The sequence below is a fragment of the Arthrobacter sp. KNU40 genome (genome assembly GCF_051515115.1).
Lineage (GTDB): Bacteria > Actinomycetota > Actinomycetes > Actinomycetales > Micrococcaceae > Arthrobacter.
On the sequence record NZ_CP195850.1, the window covers coordinates 457,061 to 472,212 of the forward strand.

Genomic DNA, 15,152 nt, shown 5'->3' on the forward strand with positions numbered 1-15,152 from the left:
CAGGTACGGCCTCAGCGACGGCGTCCGCACGGCGGTCCGCAACCTCCGACGATTAAAAAGTTCTTGACAAGAAAAGTTGTCGGCGGGCAGAATGGAAGCATGTTGGACATCGAAGTGATCGAGGATCCCGCCGCGGCGGAAGCGTCGCTGGACCCGATCCGCACCCGTATTCTGCAGGAGCTTGTCGAGCCCGGTTCCGCCACGCAGTTGGCGATCAAGGTGGGCCTGCCCCGGCAGAAAGTCAACTACCACCTCAAGGCCCTTGAGCGTCATGGGCTCGTTGAGCTTGTGGAGGAACGGAAGAAGGGCAACGTCACCGAACGCGTTTTGCGCGCGACGGCAGCGTCGTACCTGATCTCGCCGGTGGCGCTTGCATCCGTGGCGCCGGATCCCCGACGCTTCTCGGATCGCTTTTCCGCCTTCTGGCTCCTGGCCCTCGCGGCCCGGACGGTCCAGGAGATGGGCAAGCTGATTGCGGGCGCGGCCGCGGCGAAGAAGAAGCTTGCGAGCTTCGCGATCGACGGTGAAATCACCTTCCGATCGGCGGCGGACCGTGCCGCTTTTGCCGAGGAACTCGGCGTCGCGGTGACCCGGCTCGTGGACAAATACCACGACGGTGGCGCTTCCGCAGCGGCGAGCGGCGCACGCAAGCACCGGCTCGTCGTCGTACTTCATCCCGCACTCAAGACAAACACGCAGCACTCTCCAGAAAAGGAACAGGACAATGACTGACAACCGTGAATTCGAAATCGTGGCCGACACCGAACTGCCCGGCACTCCTGAACGGGTCTGGCAGGCTGTCACGCAGGACACCTCGGCCTGGATGTTTCCCACCGATCAGTGGCCGGCCGTGAAAACCGTCGACGAGTACCCCAGCCACCTTGTGACGCGGATGGACGGGCCGGACGGCTGGTTCAACCAGCTGGAGCATGTCCTCGAACCGCTCGACGGCGGCCGGGCCAAGCTGCACTATGTCCACAGCGGCATCTTCGCGGACAACTGGGAGGGGCAGTACGACGGCGCCAGCAAGCACACCGAGTTCTACCTGCACACCCTGGGCCAGTACCTTCAGTACTTCGACGGCAAGCCCGTGGTCTTCACCGACATCCAGGGCCCGGCGGCCTCGCAGACCCCCGACGGTTTCGTGCGCCTGAAGAAGGCCCTCGGCGTGGACGGTGTTGCGCAGGGTTCAACGGTTGAGGTGGACGTCGACGGCGTCGGGCGGCTGAGCGGGGAGCTCGACTTCTCCAACCAGCACTTCCTGGGCCTGCGCACGGCCGACACCCTCTACCGCTTCTTCGGCCGAAACTCCTTCGGGGCGCCCGTTGGCATGACGGTGCACGATTTCGGCGGCAACGGTGATTCCGAACTGACCGCCAAGGCCTGGGGCGGGTTCCTGGAGAAGGTGTACGCCTAACCCCCGGCCCACCCAACTGACTCGCAGTTAACGTCGTTTTGAGCCCTCTAAACGACAACAACTGCGAGTCAGTTGGGCTGGGGAAGCGAATCTGGCTCAGGCTGCCAGCCGCGTGCCACAGCATCCAGCGCCGCGTCGTAGATCCCTTCCCAGTCGGTTCCGGAGTCATTCATGTTCGCCAGTTCCAGGCTCACGAGGCCGTGGACCTGTCCCCAGATGGACATGGCGATCGTCGCGGCTTCGGCATCCCGAACGGTCCCCGCTTTCTGCGAGGCGGTCACGGCTTCCATGAGGGGAAGCATGGCTTCCGAGGCGACTGCCGGCGTCGGGCTGCAGTCCACATAGCTGGCAAGTGCGCCGCCAAACATGAGCCGGTATAGAGCCGGATGTTCCAGCGCCCAGGAACGGTAGGCGAGGCCCAGGCCTCGGAGCCCACCCCTTTCAGCGAGCCGTTGCGATTCGCCGAAGGAGCGGAATCCGTCGTCGACGGCGGCCGTCAGCAACTGTGCTTTGCCCCCGAAAAGCGAGTAGATCGCGGTGGTTGAGGTCTGGGCGGTCGCGGCGACGTCCCGGAGAGTGACCCGCGCGGGGCCATCCCGGTCGACAAGTTCGGCCGTTACCTGAAGAAGCCGCTGCCGGACGAGCTGGTCATGAACGATGGGTCTTGCCATACCTACAAGTGTTTCATAACATTGTTTCATAACGACGTTATGAAACTCGATGAACGGAACTTGAGCTACCGTTCCCAGACCGAAGGATTCACATGGCACAGGAAGTCTTCCCCGGACGCTTCACGGCGGACACCGGGCGCGAGTCGGTGACCGTATTCCTTATCGGAATGCGGGCCAATCGGTGGTGGAAGATCGGCAAAGTGGCGCGCGTGGCATCGGCAATGCCCACCATGCTCCGCCATCTCGCAACACATCCCGAGTCCGGATTGCTCGGCTGTGAACAGTGGTTTGGGCGCACCACCATGCTGCTCAGCTATTGGGAGAGCCCCGAGCATCTCAGGCGCTTCGCGGCGGACAGGGACTCGCCGCATTTGGGGCCCTGGCGACGTTTCATGAAGGAAGTCTCGGGAAGCGGTGACATTGGGGTCTGGCACGAAACCTACCAGGTGCCGGCGTCGGGAATTGAGGTGGTCTACAGCGGCATGCCGCAGTTTGGCCTGGCCAAAGCCACCTCGCATGTCCCGGTCGGTCCAGGCACCAACACCGCCAAGCAGCGCATGGGTGCCGGGCAACCCAACTGACTCGCAGTTAATGCCGTTTTGAGCCTCCAAAACGACAACAAATGCGAGCCAGTTGGGCGGCGAGTAACGCGCGCTACGCGACGGCGGCGGCTTCCTTGGGTGCCTTCAAGGTCCTCCGGAGCTGCGGCGACGCGTCGATCCTGGCTTGGGCATCGCGCAGTGCCAGCACCGCCGTCTCAAGCTGGGCCGGCGCGAGCGTGTACGGGACACGCATGAAGTGCTCGAAAGCCCCGCCGACGCCGAAGCGCGGACCTGCGGCCAGCCGCACGCCGAAGTCCGGGGCGACGACCGTGAGCGCGGTGCTCGACGGCGTGGGCAACCTGCACCATGCCGTCAGCCCGCCGCGCGGACGCTCCACGTGCCAATCGGGCAGGTGCTCGGCCAGTAGTCCAAGGAGCGCTTCCCGGTTCCGCCGCAGCTCCGCAAGCCTGGCGTCCAGCGGTTCAGCGAAGGCCCGGAGCAGCCGAGCCGCCGCCAATTGCTCGACGATAGGGCCGCCCAGATCCATCGTCGTCCGGGTCTGCACAAAGCGGCTGATCAGGTCCACTTCAGCGCGGATCCACCCTGTCCGGAGCCCGGCCCAATGGGATTTGCTGAGCGAACCGATGGTCACCACGGCCGGACTGAACGCCGCGAGCGGCGAGGTGCTGACGACGTCGAGGTTCAGCTCCCGCAGGGTCTCGTCCACCACCAGGACAGTGCCCGTTCCTGCCGCCTCGCGGACCAGGCGGCGGCGCTGAAGGTTGGACATGATCCGCCCAGTGGGGTTGTGGAAGTCCGGCACGAGGTAGGCCATGGCCGGGCGTTGGTGGCGCATCGTCGCCACCATGCCGTCGATATCCCAGCCGCCCGACGTCGACTCCCCGCCACCGCCCGACGTCGGCTCCGCGGCAGGCGGCATCGGCACCGGAACCGTGCGGGAGCCCGAAGCTCGGATTGCGTCGAGAGCGTTGGGGTAGCTGGGATGCTCTACGAGGACCTTCTGCTGCCGCCCGGCGAGGGTCTTCAAGATAATGTTCAGTGCGTGCTGGGCCCCCGAAGTCACCAGTATCTGGGCGGCCGTGGTGGGGATGCCGGCTGCCGTGTAGCGGTCCGCGATGGCTTCCCGGAGGCTCGGAAGGCCGACCGCGTCGTAGCCAAAACCGGGCAGCAACGCCGGAAGGTCAATCAGCGCATCAGCGAATGCGCGGTGCACCACTTCACCCGTGGCCGGCAATGAAGCATAGGCGAGGTCGAGAATCCCATCCGGAACCGCCAGACCGGGTCCGCTGACGGGAACCGTCCGGTGCGGAATGCCCGTCCGGCCCCGGCTGCCCTGGCCGCCGCTGAGGAAACCTTGCTCGCGCAGGCTGGCGTACGCGGCGGTAACGGTGGTCCGGCTGACGCCCAACGTGACGGCAAGCGCGCGTTCACTCGGTAGCGCGACATCGAGCGGGATGCGCCCGTCCATCACCAAAAGGCGCACGACGTCGGCAAGCTCGCGATACGCGGGAGCGGCGCCAGTGTTCCACGGGCCGAGGAGACGCACCATGGCTGTGGGGTTCAGGGATCCGGGCATAAGACCAGTATTGCAAACTGGCTATGGAAAGCAATGCCAGTTTTCGGGGAGCATGGTTTCATGATGACCCGCAGAATCACCCAGCTCCTGATCGGCCTCGCAATGTATGGGATTTCCCTGGCTTTGTTCATCCGGGCCGGCCTTGGCCTGGATCCCTGGGACGTGTTCCACCAGGGCGTCGCCGGGAAGATCGGGTGGAGCATCGGCACGGTCGTGGTGGTTGTCAGCTTCCTCGTTCTTCTTCTCTGGATACCGCTGCGGCAGATGCCTGGCTTCGGAACCCTCGCCAACGCCGTGCTCGTGGGTGTCTTCGCGGACATCGGCCTGGCCCTGATCCCCGCGTTCTCGCACCTGGGTGGCCAGATCGCCATGCTCGCCGGCGCCGTGGTCCTCAACGGCATCGCCTCCGCTTGCTACATCGGCGCACGCCTTGGACCGGGTGCCCGCGACGGACTCATGACGGGACTTGCCCGCCGCACGGGCTGGTCCGTGCGCTTGTCACGCACGTTGATCGAGGTTGTTGTTCTCGGTGTGGGCTGGCTGCTGGGTGGGTCCGTCGGCGTGGGAACCGTTGTCTATGCCTTGGCCATTGGACCGGTGGTGCAACTGTTGCTGCCCCTGTTCACGGTTCCGGTGAAGGCTCCCCAGAGTCCGGTGGAAGCGGTGCCGGCCGCGCCGTGACGCGGATACACCAGCGAATTTCGGTTTCGCCACGCGGATTGGGCAGCGTCAGCCGCGCGATTCCTCCAGCGTCAAGGACCGGGCTGGCACTTCGGGCAGAAGTAGATGGTCCGGTCTTCCAACCCCGACGCCGGTCCCAGCAGCCCGCGGCGAATGGGCGTACCGCACCGAAGGCACGGCTGGTGCTCGCGGCCATACACCCAATAGCCGGAGCGGGGAATCCCCCGGACTCCAGGGAACGCGGTGCCACGCGTCATCCTTCGGCCCGGTCCTAAGTTGGCCTCGAGCAGGCCCTTCGCCTCCGTCAGCATCGCCGCCAGATCCTTCACAGCCGACACCGGCGAGGCCGGATGCACCCCAGCCAGGAAACACGCTTCGCAACGGTAGATATTGCCGATGCCGGCGAGATTCCGCTGGTCCAACAGTGCGACGCCGATCGGAGTGTCCGGTGCGGCCCGCAGCCGACGAAAGGCCTCTTCGGCGTCCCAGCCCGGCCCTAGCAGGTCCGGGCCAAGGTGCCCCACTACGCGCGACTCGTCCGGGGTCGGGATAACTTCCAGGATTCCCAAAGAGAAGCCGACGACGTCGGCCGTCGCCGTGCGGAGGACGCACCTGGCCGTGTGGCCGGGTTTCCTCCAGCGGCCGCCGGGGGCATAGACCTGCCAGCTTCCCTCCATTTTCAGGTGCGAGTGGATGGTCAGGGCACGCCGGGGCCGTGCGGCCGCCGCCGATCCGGCCTCGTCCGGCGAGGCCGCAGCCGATCCGGCCTCGGCGCTCCCGGTCCCCGCCGATCCGGGGGCGGCCGAACCCGCAGTCGGCTCCAGCAAGCGCATGAGTAAGTGCTTTCCGCGTGGCACCACTTCGGACACGGTCCATCCGGCCAGGTTCAGCGTGGCAAACCTAGGCACGCGGAAGTCAGAGGAGACAAGCGTCTGCCCGGCAAGGGCCTTGTGCAGCTCCGCGGCAGCCCGCCAGATCGAGTCGCCCTCAGGCACGGATCCCCGTTTCAGGCACGGATCCTCAAACCCTTCGGCGTGGAGTACGCTCCGGCGGCCGCAAGGGCAAAAGCCACGGGGGTGTCCAGGAGGTCATGGCCATTGACCTTTTCCATGATCAACTTGTCCACTGCTCCCCGCCGCACCACGCCTACGAGCGCCGCAGCGGCGGCCGCCAGGACGGCGTCGTCATGGCTGAAAGTGAGCAGGGTCTTCCCTCCGCGTTCGACGTACAAAACCAAAGCACCGTCGACCATGACCACCAAGGCCCCTGCCTTCCGCCCCGGACGGTGACCCGATCCGGCGTCGACTGCCAACGCGGGCCACGGGAGGGCCGCGCCGTACGGGTTGGCGGGATCCGTGGAGGCCAGGGCCAAGGCGACAGGCTCGGCCTTGGCGAGTTGGGCATCCTCCGTGAAGGAGCGCAAACGGTCCACAGTGGCCGGCACGGCAAACTGGGCGGCTCCGAGGTGCTCGATGAAGTAGCCGCGACGGCACCGCCCTGCTTCTTCGAGGCGCGCGAGGACCTTGTACATCAGCCCGAATCCGCCCACGATGTTCTCCACCATGACGGAGCCCCGGGTCACGATGCCGTACCTGTCGAGGAGGAGTTCGGCGGTGCCGCGCGCGTGGATCGTGGGGTCGAGCTCAGGAGCCGGCAACGCCGACCAGCGCCCGACGGCGAGCGGGGGAGTCGGAGCTGTTCCGGTGACCGAGCCATACCGACCACCCGTCAGTCCCGGCGACCCCATCAAGCCCGTGCCGTGCGAGCGGCCGAGCCTGCTCATGCGCAGGGACCTGGCCCGCGGCGGCCGGGCGGGCTGCTTGTGTGCCGTGCGGCCGCCTGCGATCATCGCACGGACGGGGGCGAAAGTGTCGCCTGTGATGCGGCCGGCCCAGACGAGATCCCACAGTGCGGCGACCACGGCGTCGTCGCTGAGCACCGCATCCATGCCGCCCGCAACCTCGGTGAGTTGCCGGAAGAAATAGGCGCCCCCACCGGTCTGCAGGTATTCCAGAAGGCGGAGTTGGGAATCGCCGGGCTCGAAATCAGGGTCCGGGTTGAGCGTCAGTTCCGCGGCTTCGGCCACATGGAGGCTGATCCAGCCGTCGTTCCCGGGCAGCGAGCCGGCTCCGGACCACAAGACTTCGCCTGCCGCCATGAGCTCGTCCAACATTGCCGGCTGATAGTCGGAGATCCGGCTGGCCAGCACCAAAGGCTCCCAGGCCGACGCCGGAACAGGCACGCCGGAGAGCTGATCGACGGCGGTCATGATGCCGTCCAGCCCGCGTAGCGCCGGGGCACCCCGGGAACGGCCGGCAGAGGGCACGGACACGTTTTGCCAGGCGGGGAGGAACCGGCCGTAGGCGGCAGCGTCCACCGGCTCCACTTCGGCGCGCAGCGCGGCCAGTGAACGACGCCGAAGCTTGCGCAGCACTTCGGAATCGCACCACTCGCTACTAAAGGGGACTCCGCGGATCGGCACAGCCGGGAGTTCCGGCGCCTCCAACAACTCGGCCCCCTCACCGGGAACCGTGTCCGGCGCACTCGGGTGCGGGCGGAACTCGCCCTCAACAACACGGCCGTCCGCCGCCAAGCGCTTCAGTGCGGTGCCCACGACGGCGACACCCAGTCCCAGCCTCGCAGCAGCTTCCTCGGCCGTGAACGGTCCGTGGGTCCGCGCGTAACGGGAGACCAGGTCCCCGAGTGGATCGTGGACGGGTTCGACGAAGGCGAGCGGCACTCCCATGGGCAGCGGAACGCCGATGGCATCCCGCAGCCGGGCCGCATCCTCGATGGCTGCGAATCGTTCAACGCCGCTGAGGGTCACGGTGAGGGCGCGGTTGGCCTTGCGCAACGCAGCCAGATGCGCTCCGGCCGCCAGCTGCAACGCGGGCAGATCCAGGGAACCATCCGGGGAGGCTTCCACCCCTTCGGGCTGTAAACGGGCAGCCACTTCTTCGACGCTCAGGGGGCCCAGCAGGCGCAGCAAGTCGGCGACGCCTTCCATGCCACGGACCCGCCGGCCCGGTGCCAGCCGCTGGAGCTCGAGTTCCGTGGCCTCGATGACCTTCGCGTCGAGGAGTTCGCGCAGTTCCACCCTGCCCAGGAGCTCGTTCAGGAGCGTGGAGTCGAGGGCCAAAGCCGCGGCCCTGCGTTCGGCGAGCGGGGAATCGCCCTCGTACAGGTACTGGGCCACGTACCCAAAGAGCAGCGACTTGGCGAAGGGGGAGGGCTGCTGCGTGGTGGTTTGAACCAAACGCAGTTCCCGGCGCTCGATCGAGGCGGCAATGTCTTTCAACGCCGGGAGGTCGTAGACATCCTGCAGGCATTCACGCACGGTTTCGAGGACGATGGGGAACGAAGGGTATTTCTTGGCGACGTCCAGCAATTGCGCCGAGCGTTGCCGTTGCTGCCAGAGGGGCTGCCTTTTCCCAGGATTCTGCCGCGGCAGCAACAGCGCACGCGCGGCGCACTCGCGGAAGCGGGAGGCGAACAAGGCACTGCCGCCAACCTCCGCCGTCACGATCTGCTCAAGTTCCTCCGGATCAAACAGGAACAGCTCAGCCCCGGGCGGTTCGTCCTCCATCATCGGAACCCGCAGCACGATGCCGTCGTCGGCGGCCATGGCGGAACCGTCCAGCCCGTAGCGCTGCTGGAGCCGCTGTCCGACGGCGAGGGCCCACGGTGCGTGGACCGGCATGCCGAAGGGGCTGTGCAGGACGACCCGCCAGTCGCCGAGTTCGTCGTGAAACCGTTCGACGACGAGTGTCCGGTCATTGGGGACGACTTCCGTGGCCTGCTTCTGTTCGCCCAGATACTGAAGCAGGTTGCCGGCGGCGAAGTCGTCCAGCCCGCTGGCCTTGCAGCGTTCCAGCGCTGGACCTTGGTCCGAAGCGGAAAGTTCACGCACGAATGCTCCGAGTGCCCGGCCGAGATCCACCGGCCGGCCCAGGGAATCGCCTTTCCAGAAGGGGAGTTTTCCAGGCTGGCCGAAGGCGGGCGAGACAAGGACGCGGTCGTGCGTGATGTCCTCGATTTTCCAGCTGGTGGCACCCAGGGCGAAGATGTCCCCGACGCGTGATTCGTAGACCATTTCTTCGTCGAGCTCACCGACGCGTCGGCCGCCTTTGGCAGCGCGCGACGCCGGACTGGGCTCCTGTGCAGACGCCGCACCGTTCTGGCCGGATCCAGAAGCAGAGCCAGAACCTGAGCCTTCGGTCTCGGTGCCGATGATGTAGACGCCGAAGAGTCCGCGGTCGGGGATGGTTCCGCCCGAGGTCACGGCTAGGCGCTGTGCTCCCGGGCGGCCTTCGATGGTGCCGGCGTTCCGGTCCCAGATGATGCGCGGCCGGAGTTCGGCGAATTCGTCCGATGGATACCGTCCAGCCAGGAGGTCCAAGGTGGCTTCGAAAGCCGAGCGTGGCAGGGTGGCGAACGGAGCGGACCGGCGGACGGTGGCGAACCATTCCTCGACATCGATGCTTCCCAGAGCGGTGGCGGCGACCGTTTGTTGGGCGAGGATGTCCAAGGGGTTGGCGGGAACGTGGAGGCGTTCGATCTTCCCACTCAACATCCGTTCCACGGTGATGGCGGTGTGGACGAGGTCTGCCCGGTGTTTGGGGAAGAGTACGCCTTCGGAAATCTCACCCACTTGGTGGCCGGCGCGGCCTACCCGCTGGAGTCCGCTGGCCACCGACGGCGGCGACTCGACCTGGACCACCAAGTCCACGGCACCCATATCGATGCCGAGTTCCAGGGATGACGTCGCTACGACACACCGCAGCCGTCCGGACTTGAGGTCGTCCTCGATGAGTGCCCGCTGGTCCTTGGATACGGAACCGTGGTGCGCACGGGCCAGGACCGGATCGGCGCCGCTCGTGCTTCCGGCCTGGGCCATCATGTGGGCGGGCGTCGCCGTCGAGGACGGCAGCCCCGAGGGACCCGGCCCCCCGGACGGCCCTCCGAAATCGGCTAGCCGTGAGTCCAGAACCGAATCCGACGCGGCAGAAAATACGTCCGCCGCCATGAGCTGGCGCTCAGCGTAGATCTCGTTCAGCCGGGCCGTGAGTCGCTCCGCGAGACGCCGGGAGTTGGCAAACACAATGGTGGACTGCTTCGACAGCACAAGATCAACGATCTTCTCCTCGACATGCGGCCAGATGGACGCTTGCGGTTGAAGTCCGGAGGCTGGCCCGGAGTCGAAGGCGCCCGCAGCTCCCGCCAGGTCCGACATGTCCTCCACAGGAACGCTGACGCTGAGGTTCCAGTTCTTGTGCGATGGCGGCGCGACGATTTCCACCGGGGCCGAGCCCGCTAGAAACTGTGCAACCAGCTCGCGCGGCTCCACGGTGGCCGAGAGGCCGATCCGTTGGGCGGGTTTCGGCAGCAACGCATCAAGCCGTTCCAATGAAACTGCGAGGTGCGCGCCACGCTTGGTGCCTGCAACTGCGTGGACCTCGTCGACGATGACGGTGTCCACCTCGCTGAGAGTCTCCCGGGCTTTGGACGTCAGCATGAGGAACAAGGACTCGGGCGTGGTGATGAGGATGTCCGGCGGGTGGCTCAGCAGCGCGCGGCGGTCCGCCGTCGTCGTATCTCCTGAGCGCACGCCGACGCTCACAAGCGGGGCCGGCAATCCGAGCCGTTTGGCGGTCTGGGTGATGCCGATCAGCGGCGAGCGGAGGTTCCGTTCGACGTCGACGCCGAGTGCTTTGAGGGGCGAGATGTACAGGACACGGGTCTTGCGCTTGGGGGCTCGGGCACGGGCGCGGCCGCTTGTTTCCTTAAGACCAGGAAGGGCTTCCGGTGAAGCAGCCGGCGACACGGACAAGAGCCGGTCCAGCGCCCACAGGAATGCTGCGAGCGTCTTGCCGGAACCAGTAGGTGCCACCACGAGGGCGTGCGATCCGGAAGAAATGGCTTTCCATGCACCATCCTGGGCAGGTGTGGGCGCGGAAAAAGCACCGAGGAACCACTCGCGCGTGGCAAGGCTGAAACGGCCCATGGCCATATGGCCCGGACCGCCCGGTAGCTCCTGCTCCTGCATTCCTCCATCATGCCTCACGGCACTGACACAATCAGGAACAGCGCAGGATAAGGCTCAGGCGCTGAACCCGCCTACCCCGACTGAACCCGCCTACCCCGCCTGGAACGCCTGGACGCTCAGGAGATTGATATTGGTGTTACTGCAGCCCGTACGCTGCTGCGGGATGAAAAGCGAAGCGGTGTCCTCCGGTGGGTAAACCCGGAAACCGGCGGCAGGGGTCTGGGTGCATTCGGGGTAGTTCCCGGCCTGGGTGTAGCGGAGTTGGGCGAAACCGGCCTTCCCGGGAGCAAGAACCACTTGTGTCGCAGGCTGGGAGTCGTCCCGCGCGGCGGCCGCGCCGATCGGATCGCCCGTGGCTCCAGACGTGAGTGAGACGCCCGGGAAGCCATTGAGGACGCAAGGTTCCGTGCCGGAGTTGGTCAGGATGAGTTTCATGTAGACGCTGCCTGCCGCTCCGCCCCCTGTGGAGTCGACAGAAGCTGTCAGCGAGCCCGCCTTGCAGAGCGCGACGCCGGATGCCGTCGTCCCGGTGCTCGATGGCGTGGCGCTGCCGCTTGAAGTAGGAGTACTTGAGGCTGAGGCTGAGGCCGAGGCCGACGGTGACGACGAGGCTGAAGCCGTGTCGCTGGGTACGGCTGAGCCCGAGGGCTGGGCCTGGCTTTGGAAGCAGCCGGAGAGCAGGAATACCGAGGCTGCTGCCATCGTGAGCAGGAGACCGTTCTTGACTCGCATATTCGTCATGCGCACAGCTTTTCGTCGTCATTTGCCGGAGTCAACTGCGGCGCGGCAGCGGCGCCGGATTGGCGTCCGGATCGTGATGTTCCGGACGCCGACCCAGCGGAGCCGTTATTTGGACACTGAAGCCTTGGCGGAGCGGCTGCGGAAGAAGGCCGCGCCACCCAGCCCCAGCCCGGCCACACCGGCGATCAGGCCCGCCCAACTGCGTGCCTGTGAGCCGTCGTCGGTCACGGAAGCTGCCTGCTCAGTGGAGATTGACGCAGCCATGTGACCATCACCCGCGGCCGCATCTGCGGCTGTCACGGACACCGACGGAGCCGGAGCCTTCAGCGAGTGCGGGTCCTGGCCGTCCTTCGGGATTTCAGCCCAGTCTGTCTGCCCTTGCTCGCAGTTCTGGAGCGTGGGGAAGTAGAGCGTCTTGCCGGCGGTGTCGGGCAGCTTCACGGACAAGACCAGCGCGTCGCGCAAATGCGGGTCCAGCGGAGCCTTGGCCGTGTAGACGATCTGGCTGGTGCGCTTGGTGATCGAGGTGCCGTCGGCCAGCTTCTTGGGTTCGGGCAGCGTCTGCGTCACCTTCTCGACCGTCCAGTTGGAATTCACCGTGGGCGTAGCGTCCGTCAGTTCCTCGGGGAGGTTGATGGTCAGCTTGGTGGTGCCCGAGGTGTCGCAACCGTGCGGGACGCCGAAGGTCAGCAGCGCGTACGAGTTGGCGGCGGTTTTGTCCGGGTTGATGGAGACGTGCGCAGATGCGCCTGCGAGGCCGGCCATCATCAGTGCGGCGGTGCCGCCGGCGATTCCGGTGGCGGAGAGGGCGCGGCGGAGTGAGGAGTTGTTCATGGTTGTTGCCTTTCAACGGGCGCGCGAAAGCGCCAAAGTGCGGGGATGTGCCCGTCACCAGTTGAAGGCGGTGCCGGGCGGAGTCAGGAAAGCACGACGACGGCGGGCGGGCCGCGTCTGCTGTCTTGCCTGAGGTTCCGCCACGGGCGGGGGACGAATACGGCAGGTGCGCTGAACGCAACAGCTGCGCTGCCGGCGTCGGGCCTGAAGATCAGGCATATGAGCTGCAGGAAGGGCCGGAGCCAGGCTTCGAGCTGCCACAGTGCCTGCTCGCCCTTGGCAAGGAGCAATGCCGAAGCGGCAGTGGCGAGGGCGTGCCCCGTCAACATCAACCAGCTGAGCGGAGTGTCGACCTCGTGAAAATGTACTGTTTCAGCGCCCAGCGGCGGGGAAAGGTGCTCGGCCGCCAGATGGTGTCCAGGTGATCCCGGAGCCGGTACGGTAAGCGGACCGAATGCCGTGAAGGCTTCGTGCAAGGCCAGCTGGCCGGCTCCCAGAAGCGCGGCAATGACCGGGAATCCGAGCTTGAACCGGGTGGCAAGAGTGGTGACGAGCCCGGTCAACGCGAGGACGGCCAACAAGACCGGCGCGACGGGAAGCGCACCGCCGGAGAGCACGTGGGCCCCTGCCGCGAGGGCAACAACGGCGACCGCCAGAGCGCCCGAACGCATGGCATGGAAGGGCGTCCGGGCATGCGATGCGCGCACGGGTTCCTCCCTCGGTAGCGTTCAAGCGGGCGGTTGACCGTCCAGTTCGGGCTGGTCAACCCCGCAATTCTACCGGTGGTTCGTGGCCGCGCGGCTGTCGGATGGGTCGTGTGACGGGCTCTGCTCGCCTGGGTGGACCGGGCCCGGCTCGAAATTGCCTTCCATCGTAAGAACCAGGGCGAGCGCCGGGATCACACACTGGATGACCACCGGGGGAACGGTATAGTGGGTGCCCGCGTCGACGAGGCCAAGATCGGCGAGGGTGGCCAGCTCGCGGAGCGCCCGCAGCGCCTCGAAAGCGGGCAACGCGCCGCCCACCGATTCGTCCTCTGCCGCAGCCTTGAGTTCCTCCGCACTGACGGGCTCTCCGGTGGCTCCCCTCAGCAGGACCCTGGCCAGGGTTGCATTGTCCCGTGGACCTTCCTCCCACATGCTGCCCGAATCCATCACGGCACTCGCGAGGAATACCGTGAGCAACTCACGCCGAGTCTGAAGCCTCGAATCCAGGTCCGGGGAGTGCCACGATTCGGCGCCTGCGCCGGGGGTTGCACGCGTTGATCCAATCGACAGGACATCGATGTCCACCAGTGCGGCCCAGATTTCGCGAAGCACGGGAACTTCGTGCATGGAGCCGACTTCAAATGACTCCGGATCGGCTTCGGCCGCGCCTTCGCCCTCCGGGAGAGGCCCTTTCCCGGTCTTTCTCCCCCTGGCTTTCACTCCTACCGCTCCGGCACCACCTTCAATGTCTTTCAGCCGGAGCACGCCAGTGCTGGTGACGTCCTTTCCGGCTCCAATCCACTCCAGCAAACGTCCGGTCAACTGGAGAACGGGGAGTTCCTGGAACGCCCGGTCCTGCTCTTCGTCGGAGAGTTCCGGCATGTCGCCAGGAAGGTCCAAATCCCCGGCAGTCTCTTCAGTGAGGAACATATGGACGACCAAATATTCCTCCTCGGTACCGGTCCAGCGGCCCGTCTCAGAGAGGAAGTCAACGTAAAGGTGCAGGTAATCGTAGATCATGGCCAAGGCCTCATCGATGTCGGACTCGTCATCGATGTCAGACCCGTCAAGCATGTCGGCAAGGGCAAGGGCGGCGTCGTCCAAACTGCCAGGGTCGAAGCTCGTTGCGGAGCTTTCCTCGCTGATCGCGTGGTTTGCCGTGATGAACAGCTTGACTATCTGCAGACACCTCAGGGCGTCCGGGGCGTCCCCAAATCTCTCGAACCAGTGAACGAAATCCGGGGTGAAGGAGTCGACTACGCGATGGTTGAGGACCAACTGCAAGGGCATTTTGGGGGCCGAAGGCACTGCCTTGACATGCCCGCCACGGGCCTTTGGTTTTTTCGCTTTCCGGCCCACGGCCACTCCTTTACTTCCCGGGCTCATAACTACCGTACTGACGTTACCCGACGCCGCGTAGGCGAGATCAGGGGCTTTGTTGGCAGCACCGACCCATGTCGCGGTAGCTCCATACAAGGTCCTCTAGTCCGCGGATTTCGGTCGCGTCTCCGCCCGAAAGTGTTTCTTCTTGTTGATCTCAGATAGGCTGATTGCGGTCAGTGACAAGACGTCCATGGGATGTCTTCCGGGGTTTCCTGGATAGCTGGCCTTTATCTTGCCCTACCCCAGGGAAAAAAGTAAGACTTCAACTGGGGCTGGACCACTGGCTCGAACCACGAGCATTCACGCTCCTCCAGACGTCGCTGGACAGCCCAAAGCGCGTAGTCGGCTACTTGAAGCCCCCATGACGATGAAGATTCCCAAACGCACAGGATGATGTTCCGGTCCTGGACTGCCTCATAAGCATTCGCTTTACAGAGAAAAGTAGTGTCAATTCGAGGCTTCTGCCGGTGGATAGCGGCGAAGACCTCGTTCCGAACAGCATGCCGGTCATTTTTCGCGTGGAAGCCCGCCGT

General features: G+C 65.6%; 12 protein-coding genes. 4 read left to right on the forward strand and 8 right to left on the reverse strand.

Translation table 11 applies throughout. From position 1 onward, the window contains the following. Positions 1-99 precede the first annotated feature (99 nt). Positions 100-732 (forward strand): ArsR/SmtB family transcription factor, encoded by a 633-nt coding sequence (locus ACSKT0_RS02225; protein WP_437772310.1) that lies wholly within the window; start codon positions 100-102, stop codon positions 730-732. Beyond that, positions 725-1,417, forward strand: a complete 693-nt coding sequence (locus ACSKT0_RS02230; RefSeq protein ID WP_437772311.1) for an SRPBCC family protein — start codon at positions 725-727, stop codon at positions 1,415-1,417. Before ACSKT0_RS02225 ends, ACSKT0_RS02230 begins: the two co-directional genes overlap by 8 nt. 68 nt (positions 1,418-1,485) lie before the next feature. Here the strand turns inward: ACSKT0_RS02230 and ACSKT0_RS02235 are convergent, their stop codons facing one another. Further along, entirely contained in the window at positions 1,486-2,088 is a 603-nt protein-coding gene (locus tag ACSKT0_RS02235; protein WP_437772312.1) for a TetR-like C-terminal domain-containing protein, read from the reverse strand. Positions 2,089-2,180: 92 nt separating this feature from the next. On the opposite strand from ACSKT0_RS02235, the gene ACSKT0_RS02240 reads away from it, so the two are divergent. After that, positions 2,181-2,669 (forward strand): DUF4188 domain-containing protein, encoded by a 489-nt coding sequence (locus ACSKT0_RS02240; RefSeq protein WP_437772313.1) that lies wholly within the window; start codon positions 2,181-2,183, stop codon positions 2,667-2,669. Positions 2,670-2,742: 73 nt separating this feature from the next. Here the strand turns inward: ACSKT0_RS02240 and ACSKT0_RS02245 are convergent, their stop codons facing one another. Then, positions 2,743-4,227, reverse strand: coding sequence for a PLP-dependent aminotransferase family protein (locus tag ACSKT0_RS02245; protein ID WP_437772314.1), 1,485 nt, complete (start codon positions 4,225-4,227; stop codon positions 2,743-2,745). A 60-nt stretch (positions 4,228-4,287) separates the two neighbouring features. Between ACSKT0_RS02245 and ACSKT0_RS02250 the strand changes: the two genes are divergently transcribed. Beyond that, positions 4,288-4,908, forward strand: coding sequence for a YczE/YyaS/YitT family protein (locus tag ACSKT0_RS02250; RefSeq protein ID WP_437772315.1), 621 nt, complete (start codon positions 4,288-4,290; stop codon positions 4,906-4,908). Between the two features lie 71 nt (positions 4,909-4,979). Here the strand turns inward: ACSKT0_RS02250 and ACSKT0_RS02255 are convergent, their stop codons facing one another. From ACSKT0_RS02255 to ACSKT0_RS02280, 6 genes are all read right to left on the reverse strand, one after another. Then, positions 4,980-5,903, reverse strand: a complete 924-nt coding sequence (locus ACSKT0_RS02255) for an Fpg/Nei family DNA glycosylase (RefSeq protein ID WP_437772316.1) — start codon at positions 5,901-5,903, stop codon at positions 4,980-4,982. An 11-nt stretch (positions 5,904-5,914) separates the two neighbouring features. Continuing rightward, positions 5,915-10,954: an ATP-dependent helicase gene (locus ACSKT0_RS02260; RefSeq protein ID WP_437772317.1), complete on the reverse strand. Its 5,040-nt coding sequence runs from the start codon at positions 10,952-10,954 to the stop codon at positions 5,915-5,917. Positions 10,955-11,044: 90 nt separating this feature from the next. Next, on the reverse strand, positions 11,045-11,695 hold the full coding sequence (locus tag ACSKT0_RS02265; protein WP_437772318.1) for a DUF4232 domain-containing protein: 651 nt from the start codon (positions 11,693-11,695) through the stop codon (positions 11,045-11,047). A 105-nt stretch (positions 11,696-11,800) separates the two neighbouring features. Then, a complete protein-coding gene (locus tag ACSKT0_RS02270; RefSeq protein ID WP_437772319.1) occupies positions 11,801-12,529 on the reverse strand; it encodes a YcnI family copper-binding membrane protein in 729 nt (242 codons plus the stop codon). Positions 12,530-12,612: 83 nt separating this feature from the next. Then, positions 12,613-13,236, reverse strand: a complete 624-nt coding sequence (locus tag ACSKT0_RS02275) for a hypothetical protein (RefSeq protein ID WP_437772320.1) — start codon at positions 13,234-13,236, stop codon at positions 12,613-12,615. Between the two features lie 69 nt (positions 13,237-13,305). Beyond that, positions 13,306-14,595, reverse strand: coding sequence for a hypothetical protein (locus ACSKT0_RS02280; RefSeq protein WP_437772321.1), 1,290 nt, complete (start codon positions 14,593-14,595; stop codon positions 13,306-13,308). Between the last annotated feature and the right edge of the window lie 557 nt (positions 14,596-15,152).

What these genes read in the sequence shown, in the direction of transcription:
- ACSKT0_RS02245 (WP_437772314.1), bottom strand. Translation starts at nt 4,227, where the DNA reads ATGCCCGGATCCCTGAACCCCACAGCCATGGTGCGTCTCCTCGGCCCG.
- ACSKT0_RS02240 (WP_437772313.1), top strand. Translation starts at nt 2,181, where the DNA reads ATGGCACAGGAAGTCTTCCCCGGACGCTTCACGGCGGACACCGGGCGC.
- ACSKT0_RS02225 (WP_437772310.1), top strand. Translation starts at nt 100, where the DNA reads ATGTTGGACATCGAAGTGATCGAGGATCCCGCCGCGGCGGAAGCGTCG.
- ACSKT0_RS02265 (WP_437772318.1), bottom strand. Translation starts at nt 11,695, where the DNA reads ATGACGAATATGCGAGTCAAGAACGGTCTCCTGCTCACGATGGCAGCA.
- ACSKT0_RS02230 (WP_437772311.1), top strand. Translation starts at nt 725, where the DNA reads ATGACTGACAACCGTGAATTCGAAATCGTGGCCGACACCGAACTGCCC.
- ACSKT0_RS02235 (WP_437772312.1), bottom strand. Translation starts at nt 2,088, where the DNA reads ATGGCAAGACCCATCGTTCATGACCAGCTCGTCCGGCAGCGGCTTCTT.
- ACSKT0_RS02270 (WP_437772319.1), bottom strand. Translation starts at nt 12,529, where the DNA reads ATGAACAACTCCTCACTCCGCCGCGCCCTCTCCGCCACCGGAATCGCC.
- ACSKT0_RS02250 (WP_437772315.1), top strand. Translation starts at nt 4,288, where the DNA reads ATGATGACCCGCAGAATCACCCAGCTCCTGATCGGCCTCGCAATGTAT.
- ACSKT0_RS02260 (WP_437772317.1), bottom strand. Translation starts at nt 10,954, where the DNA reads ATGCAGGAGCAGGAGCTACCGGGCGGTCCGGGCCATATGGCCATGGGC.